The organism is Methanocaldococcus bathoardescens, assembly GCF_000739065.1.
Taxonomy (GTDB): Archaea; AGJL01; Methanococci; order Methanococcales; family Methanocaldococcaceae; genus Methanocaldococcus; species Methanocaldococcus bathoardescens.
The window spans coordinates 784,235-800,979 of sequence record NZ_CP009149.1 but is presented as its reverse complement, the minus strand read 5'-3'; the positions used below and the strand labels follow the sequence as shown (position 1 = coordinate 800,979).

Sequence of the window (16,745 nt, the reverse complement as noted above, 5' to 3'; positions counted from 1 at the left end):
GCCTCTTGGGATATACCAACAATAGGGCATAACACTTTCTATTTTAATTTCTTAACCACTAATTCATCTCTCTTATAAACAAATGTATTACTATCTACATCCCTATCAATTAAACAACTTGCCCCAATCCAGCAATTACTTCCAACTTTAACTCCTGGCATAAAAGACACTTGAATTCCTGTCTTAACATTATCTCCCATTATAACTCCCAATTTTCTAACGCTTTCAACTCTTTTACCTTTTATATTAACTTTAACTGGTTTATCATCAAATCTTAAGTTGGCAGTTATTGTATTACAGCCAAAATTACAGTTCTCTCCAATTATACTATCTCCAACATAAGACAGATGAGGAATTTTTGTATTTTTCATAATTATACTTGCTTTAACTTCAGATGAATTTCCAACAAAGGTATTTTCCATTAAAACTGTATATGGTCTTATATAAGCTAAAGGCCCTACAATAGCTCCTTTTTTAATAATTGCAGGACCTTCAATAACTGAATTTGATTTAATAATTGCTCCTTCTTCTATTATTACATTTCCTTTAATAACAACATTTTCTTCAATTTTTCCTTTGATATCTGTATTTATTTTACTTAAAAGGTATTTATTTGCTTCCAATACATCCCATGGCCTTCCAACATCATTCCAATAACCATTTAACTTAATTCCTTTAACTTTTTCTTCTTTAATTAGCTGTTTTATTGCATCTGTAATTTCCCTCTCCTCTCTTTCAGAAATTTCTGTTTTTTCAATCAATTTAAAAATCTTTTTATCAAATTTGTATATTCCAGCGTTTATTAAGTTTGATTTTGGATTTTTTGGTTTTTCCTGTATTTCTATAATATTATTTTCATCATCTAAAACAACAACTCCAAAGTTTTCTGGATTTTTTACTTCTTTAACAGCAATAGCATATTTGTATTTTAAAAATTCATCTAAGCTGTTTTCAAAGATAATATCTCCATTTATAACCAAAAATTCATCATCTACATAATCCTTAGCTGTTAAAACTGCCTGTCCAGTTCCATCTATTTCTCCCTGCTCTAAAAACTTAACTTTTGGATGGTTTTTAAAATAATCAACAATCTTTTCTTTTTTATACTTAACAATTAGGTAAATATTATCTACCAAATCCTCAACTTTTTCAATAATATGTTGTAAAATTGGCTTTCCAGCTATAGGAATCATTGGTTTTGGCCTATTTTCAGTTAACGGTTTTAACCTTTCTCCTTTCCCTGCACATAGTATTATTGCATCCATTTATATCACCAAAATTTAAAAATAATTTTATAAAGCGCTTAGGGCATCTTTAACTAACTTTATCCCTTTTTCCAACAACTCTTTAGCTGAATTTTTATCTTTTGCTTCAACTCTAACCCTTATATATGGCTCAGTTCCTGAAGGTCTTATTAAAACCCATCCATTCTCTAAGTTAAACCTTGCTCCATCAACTGTCTCAGGAACTGTTTTAAATATCTCTTCTCCATTCTCAATAACATAATTCATTACTTTTTCTTTTTTGCTATCTTCACAAGGAATTTTCTCTCTTAAATTTACATAAGATGGGATTTCATCTAATATCTCATATAATTTCTTATTGTAAAATTCTAACATCTCTAAAACTCTCAATCCACTTAAAATACCGTCTGGTGTTAAGTGAATATCTCCATGAATCCACGTTCCACTTGGCTCTCCACCAAAAACAGCAGAGTTTTTAATCATCTCTTCAGCAACAGCCACATCTCCAACTTTTGTTCTTATTATTTCAACATCTAAATCCTTTAAATATTCATCAATAATCATTGAAGCATCTACTGTTGTAACAATCTTTTTGTTACCTGTTTTTTCAACCATATATCTTGAGAAAGCAGCTAACAGCTTATCAAAATCAGCTACTCTTCCCTTTTCATCTATTGCTACCATTCTATCTGCATCCCCATCGTGCGCTATACCAATATAGCTATCTCCATTCATATTGAGACCTTTAATCATATCCATTGTCTTTCTTAAGTTTTTTTCATCTGGTTCTGGCAATCTACCAATAAATCTTCCATCCATGTGGCTATTAACTGATATAACATGACAGCCAATATCTGTAAATAAATATGGTGATACTAAGCAAGCAGAGGCGTTTGCACAATCAACAACCACATTAAATTTCTCATTTACCTCAACATTTTTTAGGATATATTCCATATAGTTTCTTATTGCTCTACAATCTTCCCAAATATCCCCCACTTTATCCCATCCTACTTCAACAAAATCTTCTTTAAATATAATTTCCTCTATCTCATCTTCTTCTTTTTTATTAAAAGCTAAACCATTTTTATTGAAGAGCTTTATTCCATTGTATTCGGGGGGGTTGTGTGAGGCTGTTATCATTACACCAGCATCATAATTTCTTGCATTAAAACCTAAAACAGGTGTTGGGACAATATCTATAGTTGTAACTTCCCCACCACCATTTAAAATCCCTGCAGTTAATGCTGTTTCAATTAATTTTCCAGTAGTTCTTGTATCTCTTCCAACTACAACATTTTTATACTTTTTAGCTATAGCTAATCCTACTTTATAGGCAATTTTTGGGGACAAGTTTTTCATTCTTATTCCAGAAGTTCCAAATAATCTTCCCATGTTTCCACCATTATAATATCATAATAGGTAATGAATTCTAAAACATAATTAACATTAAGTTTTTATATGCATTGTTGTTAATTTTCATTAAAATCAATATCATAGGTGTAATGCATGATACTATTGGTAAGTCCTATAGATGTTGAAGAAGCAAAGGAGGCAATAGCTGGAGGAGCAGACATTATAGATGTAAAGAATCCAAAAGAAGGTTCTTTAGGAGCCAACTTTCCATGGATGATTAAGGCAATTAGGGAGGTAACACCAAAAGATTTGTTGGTTAGTGCTACAGTTGGAGATGTTCCATACAAACCAGGGACAATTTCTTTAGCTGCTGTTGGAGCGGCTATAAGTGGAGCTGATTATATAAAAGTTGGATTGTATGGGGTTAAAAATTATTATCAGGCAGTTGAGTTAATGAAAAATGTTGTTAGAGCTGTTAAGGATATTGATGAGGATAAAATAGTTGTTGCTGCTGGGTATGCTGATGCCCATAGAGTTGGAGCTGTTGAACCATTAATAATCCCAAAGATTGCGAGAGATGCTGGATGCGATGTAGCGATGTTAGATACTGCAATAAAAGATGGAAAAACATTGTTTGATTTCCAAAGTAAAGAGATTTTGGCAGAGTTTGTTGAAGAAACTCATGACTATGGACTAAAATGTGCTTTAGCTGGCTCAATAAAAAAAGAACACATCCCAATTTTAAAAGAGATTGGAACTGATATAGTTGGTGTTAGAGGAGCGGCATGTAAAGGAGGGGATAGAAACAATGGTAGAATAGATAGAGAGTTAGTTAGAGAGTTGAAAGAACTTTGTAAGTAAAATTTTTTATACATTACATTTAATTTTTGTTAATGTTTTATAGGTAATAGTAAAGCCCGGGTCGCCTAGCCAGGATAAGGCGCTGGATTGCGGATCCAGAGATCAGGGGTTCAAATCCCCTCCCGGGCGTCATTTTTATTTTTATATTATAATGATTTTGGGTGAAAAGATGTTTTTAGGCAATGATACAGTAGAGATAAAAAATGGAAGATTGTTTATAGATGGTTATGATGCAATTGAATTAGCAGAGAAGTTTGGAACGCCTCTATATGTGATGTCAGAGGAGCAAATAAAGATAAATTACAACAAATATATTGAAGCTTTTAAAAGATGGGAAGAAGAAACTGGCAAAGAGTTTATTGTTGCTTACGCATACAAAGCAAATGCAAACTTAGCTATTACAAGATTGTTAGCTAAACTTGGTTGTGGAGCAGATGTTGTTAGTGGAGGGGAGTTGTATATAGCAAAGTTATCAAATGTCCCTTCAGAGAAAATTGTCTTTAACGGAAACTGTAAAACAAAAGAAGAGATTATAATGGGAATTGAGGCAAATATAAGGGCTTTTAACGTTGATAGCATAAGTGAGTTAATCTTAATCAATGAAACAGCAAAAGAGTTGGGAGAAACTGCTAATGTAGCTTTCAGAATAAACCCTAATGTTAATCCAAAGACACATCCAAAGATTTCAACTGGTTTAAAGAAAAACAAGTTTGGTTTAGATGTTGAGAGCGGTTTAGCTTTAAAAGCAATAAAAATGGCTTTAGAGATGGAGAATGTAAATGTTGTTGGAGTTCATTGCCACATTGGTTCTCAATTAACAGATATAAGTCCATTTGTTGAGGCAACTGAAAAAGTTATGGAGTTTGTTGTTAAATTGAAAGAAGAAGGAATTGAAGTTAGAGATGTTAATTTAGGGGGAGGTTTGGGGGTTCCATACTATAAAGATAAAGAAATCCCAACTCAAAAAGATTTGGCTGATGCAATAATAAACACAATGTTAAAATATAAGGATAAGGTAGAGATGCCAAACCTTATCTTAGAGCCTGGAAGAAGTTTAGTAGCAACTGCCGGCTATTTGTTAGGAAAGGTTCACCATATAAAAGAAACACCAGTAACAAAATGGGTTATGATTGATGCTGGAATGAACGACATGATGAGACCTGCTATGTATGAAGCCTATCATCATATAATAAACTGTAAAGTTAAAGATGAAAAAGAAAAAGTAAGTGTTGCTGGAGGGCTTTGCGAGAGTAGTGATGTTTTTGGTAGAGATAGAGAGCTTGACAAAGTAGAGGTTGGAGATATATTGGCTATATTTGATGTTGGTGCTTATGGAATAAGCATGGCTAACAACTACAACGCAAGAGGAAGACCAAGAATGGTTTTAACAAGTAAAAAAGGAGTGTTCTTAATAAGGGAGAAAGAAACTTATGCTGATTTAATTGCTAAGGATATAGTCCCACCACATTTGTTATAATCTAATCTTATTCATTTTTTATTTATTCTTTTATTTTTTAAATTGAATATTTGGAGGGGTGTTTATGGATTTAAAAAGGAAGATATTCCAAATTGTTCTTATTGCGGTATTACTAATTTTGATGTATGCTATTGCTCCAATATTTCATCCATTTGCTATGTTTTTCTACAAAAATCCAATTGTAATTGAGTTAGGTATATTAACATCAGTAATTATTGGATTCTTATCATATAAAAGAAGAATAGATGAAATCTTTCATAACATAGCCATAATTTTTTTAATATTTTTTGTTATCCTATCACCGCTATTGTACATTGCTAACGCCTATTCTCTAACAACTCTACAAAAAGAAAATATTCCAAAAGAAATGAGAGATTTTGAAGAATTTGACTTTAACAATGATGGCTATCTAAGGATATTACCAAAAAAGGTTGCAGAGACGTTTATGATTTCTTCATTGGAATATCCAAGATACACAATTGGAAATGTCCATATAACAACATTCAAAAACTCCATGTTCTGGTTTGCATATTTAGAGCCAGACGGATTATTTAACAAAATCATCCTAAAATCAAAAGGAATATTTTTAATTCCAGCAAATACAACTGAGAGGGTTATTGTAAGAGAGGAGAAAACTATTGAATACACACCGGAGCAGTTAGTTACTGATAATTTATATTGGAAGCTGTATAGGTTTGATTACTTTGCCGACTATGGAAAGTCAAGGGTTGTTATCAAAAACAATGAGATATATACAATAGTTCCACAAATAAAGTATAAATTCCATTTATTTTATACGACACCATATTGGAGTGGAATTGTTGTTATAGATGAAAAAGGAAATACCAAATACTACTCAAAAGAAGAAGCATTAAAGGAATTTAATGATTCTGTAGTATTTCCAGAAAGTTTAGCAAGAAGAATAGTTGAATCACAAAATTATTGGAAAGAATCAGCAATAGCAAATATCCTAAATTTATGGTTTAAGCATGAGAATGAGATAGAACTTGTAGATACAGATGGAAATAGACAACCATATTTAATTATGGTTAATAAAAAACCATACTGGGTTTTTGCTGTTGAACCTTATGGAAGAGCTTATGGAATCTCAAAAATATTTGTAATTGGCATGGATGGGGAAATTAGGGAGTATAAATTCAGTGAGCCAAAGATAGGGCCTATTAAAGGAAGAGATTACGTGCAAAAAACTCTCCCAACCTACGATTGGGATAAATTTGAGATTGTTGAGCCATTGCCAATATTTGTTAATAACAAGTTATATTGGAGATACATAATTATTCCAAAATCAGGGGGAGGAATCTCTAAGATAGTTTTAGTTGATGTTGAGACAGGAGATGTGAAGATATTTGATTCTGCTGAAGAATATGCTCTATTTATAAGAAGTGGGGAAATTAAAGAAACAAAAAAGGTAATTATCAAAGATATCATAAGATATGAAAAAGATGGAAATACACATTGGATAATTGTTTTAAGCAACAACTCTTATGTAGAGTTGTCTGCTAAAAATATGACTGTTGAAGAAATCATCAAGATAAATAAATTAAAAGTTGGAGACGTTTATAATTGGAATTAAATAAAAAACTTATTAAGCTTTTTAATTTTTGGTAGGCTTAAAAAAATTAAAGTAGGTAATATATATTATCATAAATATAGATACTACTAAACAACAATGAATTTGTGTGAAATTATGAGTGGGAGAGAATTAATCGATTTATTAGAAAAACTTACATCTCATGATTTAGATTCAGAAAAGATAGATGGAATTATTGAATACCTTTTAGATTTTGCAGAAATTGATGTAAAAGTATCTAAGGACAAAATGGGATTGTCTATATCAAAATTAGACACTAAAGAGATAGTAAATAAATTCAGTATTGATGAAAATGAAATAGCTCTGTATATTAAAAAAGGTATGGATGTTATTGGAAAATCTTTAAAAGAGATGGTTATAAATAATAAAAATCCAGAAAATGAATTAGAAAAAAAGATTTTCAATAAATTTGACGTTGAAAATCTAAGATTAAAGGCATTATTTAAAAGAGAGTATGTTATGCCGGTTTTAGATGATTTCAAAGTATATAAAACATCGAGAGTAATTAATGGAAAATCTATAAAACATTATATTTTAAAAATAGACTATGATGACTCAAAAACTTTGGGCTTTGAACTCACAGAAAAGGATTTAAGAAAGATTTATGATGTCATTAAGAAGGTATTAGAGGGTGAAAACGATGGAAGTAATAGAAGTGTATGAATATACTCCAAATGATGAATTATATAAAGCCACATTTAAAGAAGAAGATAAAGAACTAATTATGTATTTTGTGCATAATGTTTCTTATGAAAATAAAAGACTTGTTGATGTGTTTTTAAGTGATGGAAACCTAATAAAAAAGTTACTAAAATCATTAAGAGAAATAAGCCCTTTAATCAAATTTGCTGAAAAATTCAAAAATAAAGTTGAGTTGGATGTAAAATCATTAATAGAGGTAGTAATTCCTAAAAAATATGATGTTTGTGAGTATATTGCAAAATATTTAGAGAAATATATGAGATTAAAAGAACTATTAAAGGTAAAAATATTTGGAGATATTGATGATAGTAGATTGTATCATTATATAAGAATTCTACCAATATTTGAAGACTCTGATGAATCATTAGATATTTCAGAAGAATTAGAAAATAATATTTATAAAAGCCCATTATCTAACAGAATTTTGGTTTTTTCAATCTTTAAATAGGTGGGAAATTGAAAACACCCACATCTAAAAGCAATTTTAATCCTGAAGAATTTAAAAATCTTGCAATGTATTTAAAAGAAAATAAGGATAACATTCACAATCCTAATGAAATATCAATAGAATGTATTAATAGGGTTATTGCTGGAAGGTTGTATTATTCTGCTTTTTTAATTTTAAGAGAAACAATAATTAGAGAGCTATCCAATTATTCAAACTGTCCAAAAGAAGTTAATTATTTTAAAGATGCATTGTTAGGAGGCTCGGTTCATAACACTTTATTGAAATTTATTGAGAAAATTAGAGATAATAATAATTTAAACCAAAATCCTGAATTAAGAGAGGCTATTAGTCAGATATATAACTCGTTAGACTGTCTTAAAGGTCATAGAGTAGCGGCTGATTATGATTTGTCCATTCCTACACCAGTTAAAATTAAAACTAACAGTAATCATAAAACTGTTAAAACTAACAGAGATTATGAGGAAATAAACTTTGAAAAAACTAGAGTTATAAAAAAGCTTGAAAGGAAATACAACCTTATTATTGAATCATTAAGCAAATTGGAGGGAATCCTAAGAAAGAATAAAAACGATGTATGTAAGATATTAAGAGAATTATGGGTGAAAAAATGAAAGAAGTGGCAATAATCGGAGCTACTGGATACACTGGAGCTGAATTATTGAGATTGTTAGCCAATCATGATAAGGTTGATGTAGCTTATATAACCTCAAGAAAAGAAGATGGAAAGCATGTTTTTAAGATTCACCCACATTTGAAAGGTATTGAAAAATATAAAGACCTATATTTCACTGGAGATATTGATAAAGTTGATGCTGATTTAGTATTTACTGCAACACCACATGGAGCTTCAATGGATATAGTTCCAGATTTTATTGAGAGGGGAATGAAAGTTATTGACTTAAGTGGAGATTATAGATTTGAGGATTTAAGCTTGTATGAGAAATATTATAAAATAAAGCATAAAGGATTGCCAAATGTGAAAATTGCTTATGGACTTCCAGAACTGCATAGAGAGGAAATAAAAGAAGCTCAACTTGTAGCAAATCCTGGATGTTTCCCAACAGGGGCTATTTTAGCAGTAGCTCCATTAGTTAAAGAGGGAATTATTGAAGAAAGGATTATATTTGATTCAAAAACTGGAGTTAGTGGGGCAGGAGTAAATCCAACGGAAACAACACACTTCCCAAATGTAAATGAGAACATAAATCCTTACAAAATAACCACCCACAGACACACCCCAGAGATTGAAAAAGAATTGAAAAAGCTTGGAAAAGCAAAGGTTTCATTTACTCCTCACTTAGCTCCAATAACAAGAGGAATTTTAACAACTGCACATACATTTCTGTCTAAAGATGTTGATAGAGAAGAGATAATTAAGCTCTATGAAAAATTCTATAACAATGAGATTTTTGTTAGAGTATTTTCAGAAGAGATTCCAAAATTAACATGGGTTAGAGGAACGAATTTCTGTGATATTGGTGGATTTAAGATAGATGAGCATGGTAGATTGGTAGTTATTTCAGCAATAGATAACTTAGTTAAAGGAGCGAGTGGACAGGCAATACAAAACATGAATATAATGTTTGGATTTGATGAAAAAGAAGGGTTATTTAGCGTAGGATTAAATCCATGATTTTATTATTATTTTTATCAATTCTTTTTGGTGATAACATGAAAGTTGCTGTTTTGTATTCTGGAGGAAAGGATTCAAATTATGCTTTATATTGGGCGTTAAAAGAAGGTTTTGATGTAAAATACCTTGTAAATGTAGAGAGTGAGAATAAAGAAAGCTATATGTTCCACATCCCAAATGTGCATTTAACTGAGCTGAGTGCTGAAGCTGCAGGCATTCCATTAATAAAAATCTATACAAAAGGAGAGAAGGAGAAAGAAGTTGAAGACTTAAAAAAAGGAATTGAAAAATTAGATGTTGAAGGAATTGTTACTGGAGCAGTAGCAAGTGTTTATCAAAAATCAAGAATTGACAGAATTTGTGAAGAATTGGGATTAAAATCTTTTTCTCCATTATGGCACAAAGATCCGGAGTGGATTTTAAGAACTGTGAGTGAGCTTTTTGATGTAAGGATTGTTGGAGTTTATGCCTATGGATTAGGTAAAGAATGGTTAGGAAAAAGGATAACAAAAGAAAATATTGATAAATTATTAAATATCTGTGAAAAGTACGGGATACATAAGGCATTTGAAGGAGGAGAAGCTGAAACATTCGTTTTTGATTCTCCAGTATTTAAAAAGAGGATAGAAGTTGTTGATGCTGAAATTGAATGGCATGAAACTTGGGGAATCTATCATATAAAGAAGGCAAAATTAGTTGATAAGGAATAAAGGGGGACTATGATTAGGATAGGGACAAGAGGTAGTAAATTAGCTCTATATCAAGCAAATAAAGTGGCTGAGCTATTAAAAAATCTTGGATATGATGTTGAGATAAAGATAATTAAAACAACTGGAGATAGAGTTTTAGATAAAAAACTTTCAGATATTGGTATTGGAGTTTTTACAAAAGAGTTGGATTTAGCTATGTTAAATAATGAAATTGATATAGCAGTTCATAGCTTAAAGGATATTCCAACTATTTGGAATGAAAATTTAATGGTTGGGGCTGTTTTGGAAAGAGACAGTTATTATGATTTGTTAATTTGGAATAAAGATATTGATTTTGATGAAAATAGCGTGATAGTTATAGGCACTTCAAGTTTAAGAAGGAGGGCTTTTTTAAAATTTCTATATCCAAATGCAAAATTTGAATTGTTGAGAGGAAATGTAGATACAAGATTAAGAAAGCTAAAAGAGGGGCTTTATGATGCTATTGTTTTATCTGAAGCTGGAATAGTAAGGTTGGGAATTAATTTAGATGATTTTAACTATAAAAGATTAGATATCCTTCCAGCTCCAGCACAGGGAATTATAGCTGTTGCTTGCAAAAGAGATGATAAAGAGATGAGAAATATCTTAAAAGAAATTAACCATGAAAAAACTTATTTAGAGTCATTATGTGAGAGAGCTGCATTAAATGAATTTGGAGGAGGATGTAGTGTTCCATTTGGAGCTTTAGCAATTTATGATGAAAAAAATGAGAAGTTAAAATTAGATGCAGGAGTTGTTATAAATGATGAACTAAAAAAGGCCTCTGGAGAAATAAAATGCAAAGTCAATGAAATTAATAAAGCAATTGAGCTTGGAAAAAAGATTGGAGTGAAGTTAAAAAATTAAATTTTGTCTTTAAATTTTTCCATGAAAATCTTTAATCTTTCCAATATTTCATCTGACAATGCATGCTCCAACTTACAAGCTTCTTCAGAAGCTGTTTTTTCATCTAATCCCAAAAACTCCACTAAAAATGTTTTGATAGTTTTATGTTTATCCAATATTTTTTTAGCTTCTTCTATACCCTTTTCTGTTAAAGATATCCCAATGTATGGTTCATAATTAACATAGCCCAATTTATGTAATTTTTTTGCCATGTTTGTAACTGCTGATGGTTTTATATTTAACAATTTAGCTAATTCAGTTGTTTTTATTGGTCTATTGTTTTCTTTAGTGAATAAATAAATCCTCTCTAAGTAATCCTCAATACTTTGGGACATGATGCCACCGAAAGGTTTTTATACTCTACATGTTATTATTTAACTACAGTTAAAAGTTTTAACTATAATTAAATCATTTAATCATATATAAATATTGTGGTGGTTATGTATCCATTGGCATTTGCTAAAGAGGGAGAGGAAGTTGTTGTAAAGAGGATTGATGCTGGCTGTGGAGCTATGCAGAGATTGGCAAGTATGGGGATAAATATAGGAAGTAGAATAAAAGTTATAAGAAATCAGAATGGCCCTGTAATAGTGTCAGCCAGGGGATGTAATATAGCAATAGGGAAAGGTTTGGCGATGAAAATAATTGTTGAAAGAGTAAAACCTTCATAATTTAAGGTTATTTATCAATGGTGAAGAGGATGGGAAATAAATATGAAATAGCTTTAATTGGTAATCCAAATGTTGGTAAATCTACCATATTTAATGCTTTAACTGGAGAAAATGTTTATATTGGAAATTGGCCTGGTGTAACAGTAGAGAAAAAAGAAGGAGAATTTGAATACAACGGGGAGAGATTTAAAGTTGTTGATTTGCCAGGTGTTTATAGCTTAACAGCTAATTCCATTGATGAAATTGTTGCAAGAGATTATATAATAAATGAAAAACCTGATTTAGTTGTTAATATAGTTGATGCCACTGCATTAGAGAGGAATTTGTATTTAACTTTACAATTAATGGAAATGGGGGCTAATTTATTATTGGCTTTAAATAAAATGGATTTAGCTAATAATTTAGAAATAGAGATTGATGTAGATAAATTAGAAAAGATTTTAGGAGTTAGAGTAGTTCCATTATCTGCAGTTAAAAAGATGGGCATTGATGAATTGAAAAAGGTAATATCAGAAGCTGTAAAGGATAAAAAATTTGCTGAAATTAAATATCCACACTTTGAACCTTATATTAAAAAAATTACCTCTATTTTACAGAAAGATGAAAATTTAAAGAAATACAACTTAAGGTATTTGGCTATAAAGCTACTTGAAAATGATAAGTATGTGGAAGATATTATAAAAAATAGCAAAGTTTGGGATGAATTAAAGCCAGTTTTAGATAGCATAATGAAAGAATTATCCAAAAAATATGGGGAGGCAGAGTTGGGAATAGTTGAAGAGAGGTATAAAGTTATTGACAAAATTGTTAAAGAAGTTGTTAAAAAGAAATCTGGAAAGCTAACAACCACACAAATGCTTGATGATGTTTTGACTGATGAAAAAATAGGGGCTTTATTGCTCATCCCTTTTATATGGATGTTGTTTAAATTTACATTTGATGTTTCAAAGCCGTTTTCAGCTATGATAGAACATATATTTGCATTTTTGGCAGAGGTTGTGAAATCATCCATATCCAATAAATTTATAGCTTCATTATTGGCTGATGGTATTATTTCAGGGGTTGGAGCGGTTTTGGTATTTTTCCCAATATTGGCATTTTTATTCTTTGCCCTATCCTTCTTAGAAGATAGCGGATATATGGCGAGAATCCCATTTATAGCAGATAGAGTGATGAATAAATTTGGTTTGCCAGGGAAAGCAGTTATTCCATTAGTTATGGGTTTTGGTTGTAATGTTCCAGCAATAATGGCTGCAAGAACTATAGAAGATGAAAAGGATAGGATTATAACCATATTAATAAATCCATTAATATCCTGCTCTGCAAGATTGCCAATCTATGCATTGTTTGCTGAGGCATTGTTTTCAAAATATCAAGGAATTGTGATTATAAGTATGTATGCCCTTGGATTAATTTTAGCTTTAATCACAGCAGCTTTATTTAGAAATTTTGTTTTTAAAACATCTCCTTCATACTTAATTGTTGAACTTCCTCCCTATCATATCCCACATTTAAATATAGTCCTGAAAAATACTTGGGAGAGAGTTTATGACTTTTTAAGAAAGGCAGGGACAATCATTGTCTTTGGGGTTACATTAGTTTGGCTTCTCTCTATTTATGGACCTTCAGGATATTTAGGTGTAGAAGCTTTAGAGAATCCTCAAATAATAGCTAATTCATGGGTGGCAGTTATTGGAAAAACTTTAGCTCCAATATTTAGTCCAATGGGATGGGATTGGAAAGCATGCTCTGCTTTAGTGTTTGGAGTTATAGCTAAAGAGGTAGTTGTTGGAAGTTTAGCCATGCTGTATGGAGTTGGAGAGGAAAATCTCTCAAATCTTATTGCAAATGCATTCACTCCAGTATCAGCCTTTGCATTTATGGCATTCTCTTTACTATACCTCCCATGTATAGCAACATTGGCAATAATTAAACAGGAAATTGGATGGAGATGGGCGTTATTTGCTGTTACTTATGAGATTGTATTGGCTTATGTTGTAGCTTTAATAATCTCGGTTATTGGAAATCTAATATTCTAAGGTGGTTAGTTATGGATATAAAAAATATAAAGAGTACTATAGTTTCTTTATCTTTAGTGTTTGGATTCTTATTTGCAGTTTCTGGAATTATTGAGATAATAATTGGGATTTATTCAATATTGGGAGTTAAAATTACCATACCTTTATTTGTTGGGGATGTATTTGGTGGTTTAGCATTATTGGCTGTTGGAATAACATACTTTTTAGGTGTAAAAAAAGCAGTAGATGAGGATATAAAAGCAGTTTCTTATTTATTTACAGCTTCAATTATTGGTTTGGGTATAGGAATCATTGCTTTTTTGCTTTTAATATCTAATGCCATTGGATTTTTATTAGGTTTTGAGGATTGGGCAGATTGGAGTATTTTTAATGATTTAACCATATATTTGATTTTAGGGATGCTTGCAGTAGTTCCATACAAAATAGCTAAGACGTTGTAAAAATATTATCTTCTGTTTAATATTTTATTTTATTGATAAAATTGTAAAATTAGAGAATAAAATAAAGTAAAAACAGAAAAATAAAAAATTTTATGAAATTTTATGTGGGATTATTCAATAATCTCAATTGCTTTAAATGGACAAGCTTTCATACAATTTTTACAACCAACACACTCTTCCTCTTTAAACACTACATTGTATTCCTCATCCATATATATTGCATTTATTGGACATTGAGTTATGCAACAACCACAATGTACGCACTTCTCTGAATCTCTTTTTATAACCTTAGAAATCTCTTCAACTTCTCCAAACTTTGATAAATAATCTAAAGCTTTCTCTATTGTTTCTTTACTTCCAAACAACTCCAATATCAAAAATGCTTCCTGTGGCTCTACCTTGGCTTTTAATATGTTTATCTTAACTCCTGTATTTAATATAGTATCAGAAATAACTGGCTCATTTATATGCTCTGAAGCCGTCCAGTAGTATATTCTCTTCCTCATTTTTTCCCTCCGAATAATCTTGAGATGTCTTCAGATGTTATAATACCAACAACTCTTCTATAGTCATCAACCACAGGAACTCCTGAAATGTTGTGTTTGCTCATCTTTCTCGCTACATGGTCAACTGGCTCATCTTCATGAGCAGTTATTACATTCCTTGTCATAATTTCTTCAATTGTTTTCTTATTTTGAGCAAGAGCTTTAGCTATATCCCATGATGTAATAATTCCAACTAATCTTCCATATTCATCAACAATTGGTAAATGGTTTATGTTATGCTTTATTAGAATCTTAGCAGCTTCCATAATTGAGATGTTGCTTTGAGCAGTTATTGGAGGCTTGCTTAAAACATCCTTGACTAATGTTATTGGTGACTTCATTGGCTTATATTCAGCTCTTCCTAAGGTATCAACTCTTTCTGTTAATAGGAACTTTCCATCTAATATCCATTGTTTAAGTGTTTCTGCCACTTCCCTTGCCATCTTGTAACTTGAGACAGAACCAGTTTTTACGGTTTTTTCAATTTCTTTTCCATCTATATTAACTCTTAATGTTATTTTTCCACTTCTTAATACTTTATAGTTTGTTTTTGCTATTAATGGTCTGTCCCTTCTTGGTGTTCCATAGTCATAAATTGGAACTTCTATATCTTCATCTCTAATAGCACATCTCTCAGCTATCTTTTCATTTAAAACTGGAATTGGAATCCCTAAACCAACATACAATGTGCTTCCATATCTTGGCATTGTAGCAGCTCTTATAAATTTAGGGTCCATCTGCTTTAAATCTCCTTTAACCATCAATGTTCCAAATGGTGGATTATGCTGAGTTCCTTCACCAATTACATATCCAATTCCTCCTCCTAAGAAAATTCTTGTTCCAATACCTATTGTGTTAAATGATTTTGTTTCTGGGTTGTAATCATTTTGTAAAGGGTTTAACTGCCCAGCTCCTGAGTAATGCACGTTGTTGTATTCTGGAAGAAGGATTCCCATGTAGGTGTATATCTTTTCATCTCTACTGTTTGTTGCTGCAGCGTAAGTTTGATAGCCATTTCTTGGATTTACCATAATTGCCTGATTAACATCATCTAATGTTATCTTAACATTAACATCTTTTCTTGGATAGCAATCTGTTGTGTAACCTTCAGCATAAAGCTCAACTTCCTTTCCTCTAACTAAATCCTCTATAACATGAGCTCCTCCATAATCAATATCTACATCAGGGTCTTCATTTGGCTGTGTTGCTCCAATGTATGTATCAACAGCTGCTAAACCTCCATAAGCTTCAACATTGTTTAAATAAATCTTTAACATCTTTATTGGTGGGTCTGAATGTCCAAAGTTTATAAACACTCCAGATGAACACATAGCTCCAAATGTTCCTGTAGTAACAACATCAACATAATCAGCCGCTCTCTTAGCTCCTTCTTCCTCAACGATTTTTATCATTTCTTCTGCCGTTACAACAACTGCTTCTCCTTTTTTAATTTTTTCATTAATTTCTTTAATTGTTTTCATAATCATAACCTCTGCCTATTTTTGGGTAATCTTTAGAGTATATAAAAGGACATATAAAAATTTTAAAGTTTTAAAGTATTAAAAATTAAATCATCAGTATGACAAAATAGATTCAAAAGAATAGATATTTTTAGAAATGCTTTATTTTATGCTTTAAAAATAAGATTTTCTTCTTCTATATGATGTTAGCTCCTATTGATATGTTCTATTTTTTATTTTTAAAAAGAGTTTATTTTCATCCTCTAAGAGGTCTGATTTTAACTATCTCTTAAAAAAGAAACAAAAATTATTAAGGGAGTTGTAGTTTCCATACCGATTCGGTCTGATTTTAACTCCAAAAAATACTAAACGAGACAAAAATTAAAAAAATGTTTCCATACCGAATCGGTCTGATTTTAACCATAAACAAAAATTACTTTTTGCAGTTATAAAGGTTGATAATGGTTTCCATACCGAATCGGTCTGATTTTAACTAAGAGGGATATACATTTTTGATAAGGATTATTATTCGTTTCCATACCGAATCGGTCTGATTTTAACATGAGATTAATTTTGTATTCGATGTCTTTGATTTTTGT

17 protein-coding genes, 1 tRNA gene and 1 CRISPR repeat array (1 of these 19 cut by a window edge) are annotated in these 16,745 nt (G+C 31.0%); of the genes, 13 read left to right on the top strand and 5 right to left on the bottom strand.

Annotation, left to right across the window (positions count from 1 at the left end; translation table 11 throughout):
• Nucleotides 1–38: 38 nt before the first annotated feature.
• A complete protein-coding gene (glmU, locus tag JH146_RS04045; protein WP_048201802.1) occupies nucleotides 39–1,265 on the bottom strand; it encodes a bifunctional UDP-N-acetylglucosamine diphosphorylase/glucosamine-1-phosphate N-acetyltransferase GlmU in 1,227 nt (408 codons plus the stop codon).
• Between the two features lie 27 nt (nucleotides 1,266–1,292).
• Complete coding sequence (gene glmM, locus JH146_RS04040) at nucleotides 1,293–2,639, bottom strand: phosphoglucosamine mutase (protein WP_048201801.1); 1,347 nt, start codon at nucleotides 2,637–2,639, stop codon at nucleotides 1,293–1,295.
• 114 nt (nucleotides 2,640–2,753) lie between these two features.
• Between glmM and JH146_RS04035 the strand changes: the two genes are divergently transcribed.
• From JH146_RS04035 to hemC, 10 genes are all read left to right on the top strand, one after another.
• On the top strand, nucleotides 2,754–3,461 hold the full coding sequence (locus tag JH146_RS04035) for a (5-formylfuran-3-yl)methyl phosphate synthase (protein ID WP_048201800.1): 708 nt from the start codon (nucleotides 2,754–2,756) through the stop codon (nucleotides 3,459–3,461).
• Nucleotides 3,462–3,515: 54 nt separating this feature from the next.
• A tRNA-Arg gene (locus JH146_RS04030) sits at nucleotides 3,516–3,590 on the top strand.
• Between the two features lie 40 nt (nucleotides 3,591–3,630).
• Nucleotides 3,631–4,938 (top strand): diaminopimelate decarboxylase, encoded by a 1,308-nt coding sequence (gene lysA / locus JH146_RS04025; protein ID WP_048201799.1) that lies wholly within the window; start codon nucleotides 3,631–3,633, stop codon nucleotides 4,936–4,938.
• Nucleotides 4,939–5,002: 64 nt separating this feature from the next.
• Nucleotides 5,003–6,532, top strand: coding sequence for a hypothetical protein (locus JH146_RS04020; RefSeq protein WP_048201798.1), 1,530 nt, complete (start codon nucleotides 5,003–5,005; stop codon nucleotides 6,530–6,532).
• A 114-nt stretch (nucleotides 6,533–6,646) separates the two neighbouring features.
• Nucleotides 6,647–7,213, top strand: coding sequence for a hypothetical protein (locus JH146_RS04015; protein ID WP_048201797.1), 567 nt, complete (start codon nucleotides 6,647–6,649; stop codon nucleotides 7,211–7,213).
• Nucleotides 7,191–7,700, top strand: coding sequence for a hypothetical protein (locus JH146_RS04010; protein WP_048201796.1), 510 nt, complete (start codon nucleotides 7,191–7,193; stop codon nucleotides 7,698–7,700). Before JH146_RS04015 ends, JH146_RS04010 begins: the two co-directional genes overlap by 23 nt.
• Before the next feature lie 8 nt (nucleotides 7,701–7,708).
• Nucleotides 7,709–8,332: a hypothetical protein gene (locus JH146_RS04005; protein ID WP_048201795.1), complete on the top strand. Its 624-nt coding sequence runs from the start codon at nucleotides 7,709–7,711 to the stop codon at nucleotides 8,330–8,332.
• Nucleotides 8,329–9,354 carry an N-acetyl-gamma-glutamyl-phosphate reductase gene (gene argC, locus JH146_RS04000; RefSeq protein ID WP_048201794.1) on the top strand — a complete coding sequence of 342 codons (1,026 nt, stop codon included), beginning with the start codon at nucleotides 8,329–8,331 and terminating at the stop codon, nucleotides 9,352–9,354. The genes JH146_RS04005 and argC overlap by 4 nt, the downstream gene beginning before the upstream one ends.
• A 38-nt stretch (nucleotides 9,355–9,392) precedes the next feature.
• Nucleotides 9,393–10,064 (top strand): diphthine--ammonia ligase, encoded by a 672-nt coding sequence (locus JH146_RS03995; protein ID WP_048201793.1) that lies wholly within the window; start codon nucleotides 9,393–9,395, stop codon nucleotides 10,062–10,064.
• Between the two features lie 9 nt (nucleotides 10,065–10,073).
• Nucleotides 10,074–10,952 (top strand): hydroxymethylbilane synthase, encoded by an 879-nt coding sequence (gene hemC, locus JH146_RS03990; protein WP_173400814.1) that lies wholly within the window; start codon nucleotides 10,074–10,076, stop codon nucleotides 10,950–10,952.
• Here hemC and JH146_RS03985 read toward each other — a convergent pair.
• Entirely contained in the window at nucleotides 10,949–11,326 is a 378-nt protein-coding gene (locus tag JH146_RS03985) for a metal-dependent transcriptional regulator (protein WP_048201792.1), read from the bottom strand. The two genes, hemC and JH146_RS03985, sit on opposite strands and share 4 nt — an antisense overlap.
• Before the next feature lie 105 nt (nucleotides 11,327–11,431).
• Between JH146_RS03985 and JH146_RS03980 the strand changes: the two genes are divergently transcribed.
• Genes JH146_RS03980 through JH146_RS03970 form a run of 3 tightly spaced genes read left to right on the top strand, consistent with a single transcriptional unit; the run spans nucleotide 11,432 to nucleotide 14,141 of the window.
• Nucleotides 11,432–11,662, top strand: a complete 231-nt coding sequence (locus JH146_RS03980; RefSeq protein ID WP_048201791.1) for a FeoA family protein — start codon at nucleotides 11,432–11,434, stop codon at nucleotides 11,660–11,662.
• Nucleotides 11,663–11,691: 29 nt separating this feature from the next.
• Nucleotides 11,692–13,701, top strand: coding sequence for a ferrous iron transport protein B (gene feoB / locus JH146_RS03975; RefSeq protein WP_048201790.1), 2,010 nt, complete (start codon nucleotides 11,692–11,694; stop codon nucleotides 13,699–13,701).
• A gap of 11 nt (nucleotides 13,702–13,712) precedes the next feature.
• Nucleotides 13,713–14,141, top strand: coding sequence for a hypothetical protein (locus JH146_RS03970; RefSeq protein WP_048201789.1), 429 nt, complete (start codon nucleotides 13,713–13,715; stop codon nucleotides 14,139–14,141).
• Nucleotides 14,142–14,251: 110 nt separating this feature from the next.
• On the opposite strand, the gene JH146_RS03965 is transcribed toward JH146_RS03970, so the two are convergent.
• Nucleotides 14,252–14,647 carry a 4Fe-4S binding protein gene (locus tag JH146_RS03965; RefSeq protein ID WP_048201788.1) on the bottom strand — a complete coding sequence of 132 codons (396 nt, stop codon included), beginning with the start codon at nucleotides 14,645–14,647 and terminating at the stop codon, nucleotides 14,252–14,254.
• A complete protein-coding gene (locus JH146_RS03960; RefSeq protein WP_048201787.1) occupies nucleotides 14,644–16,167 on the bottom strand; it encodes a homocysteine biosynthesis protein in 1,524 nt (507 codons plus the stop codon). The genes JH146_RS03965 and JH146_RS03960 overlap by 4 nt, the downstream gene beginning before the upstream one ends.
• Nucleotides 16,168–16,470: 303 nt before the next feature.
• Nucleotides 16,471–16,745: a CRISPR direct-repeat array (repeat unit 30 nt; unit sequence GTTTCCATACCGAATCGGTCTGATTTTAAC); it runs 165 nt beyond the window's last position.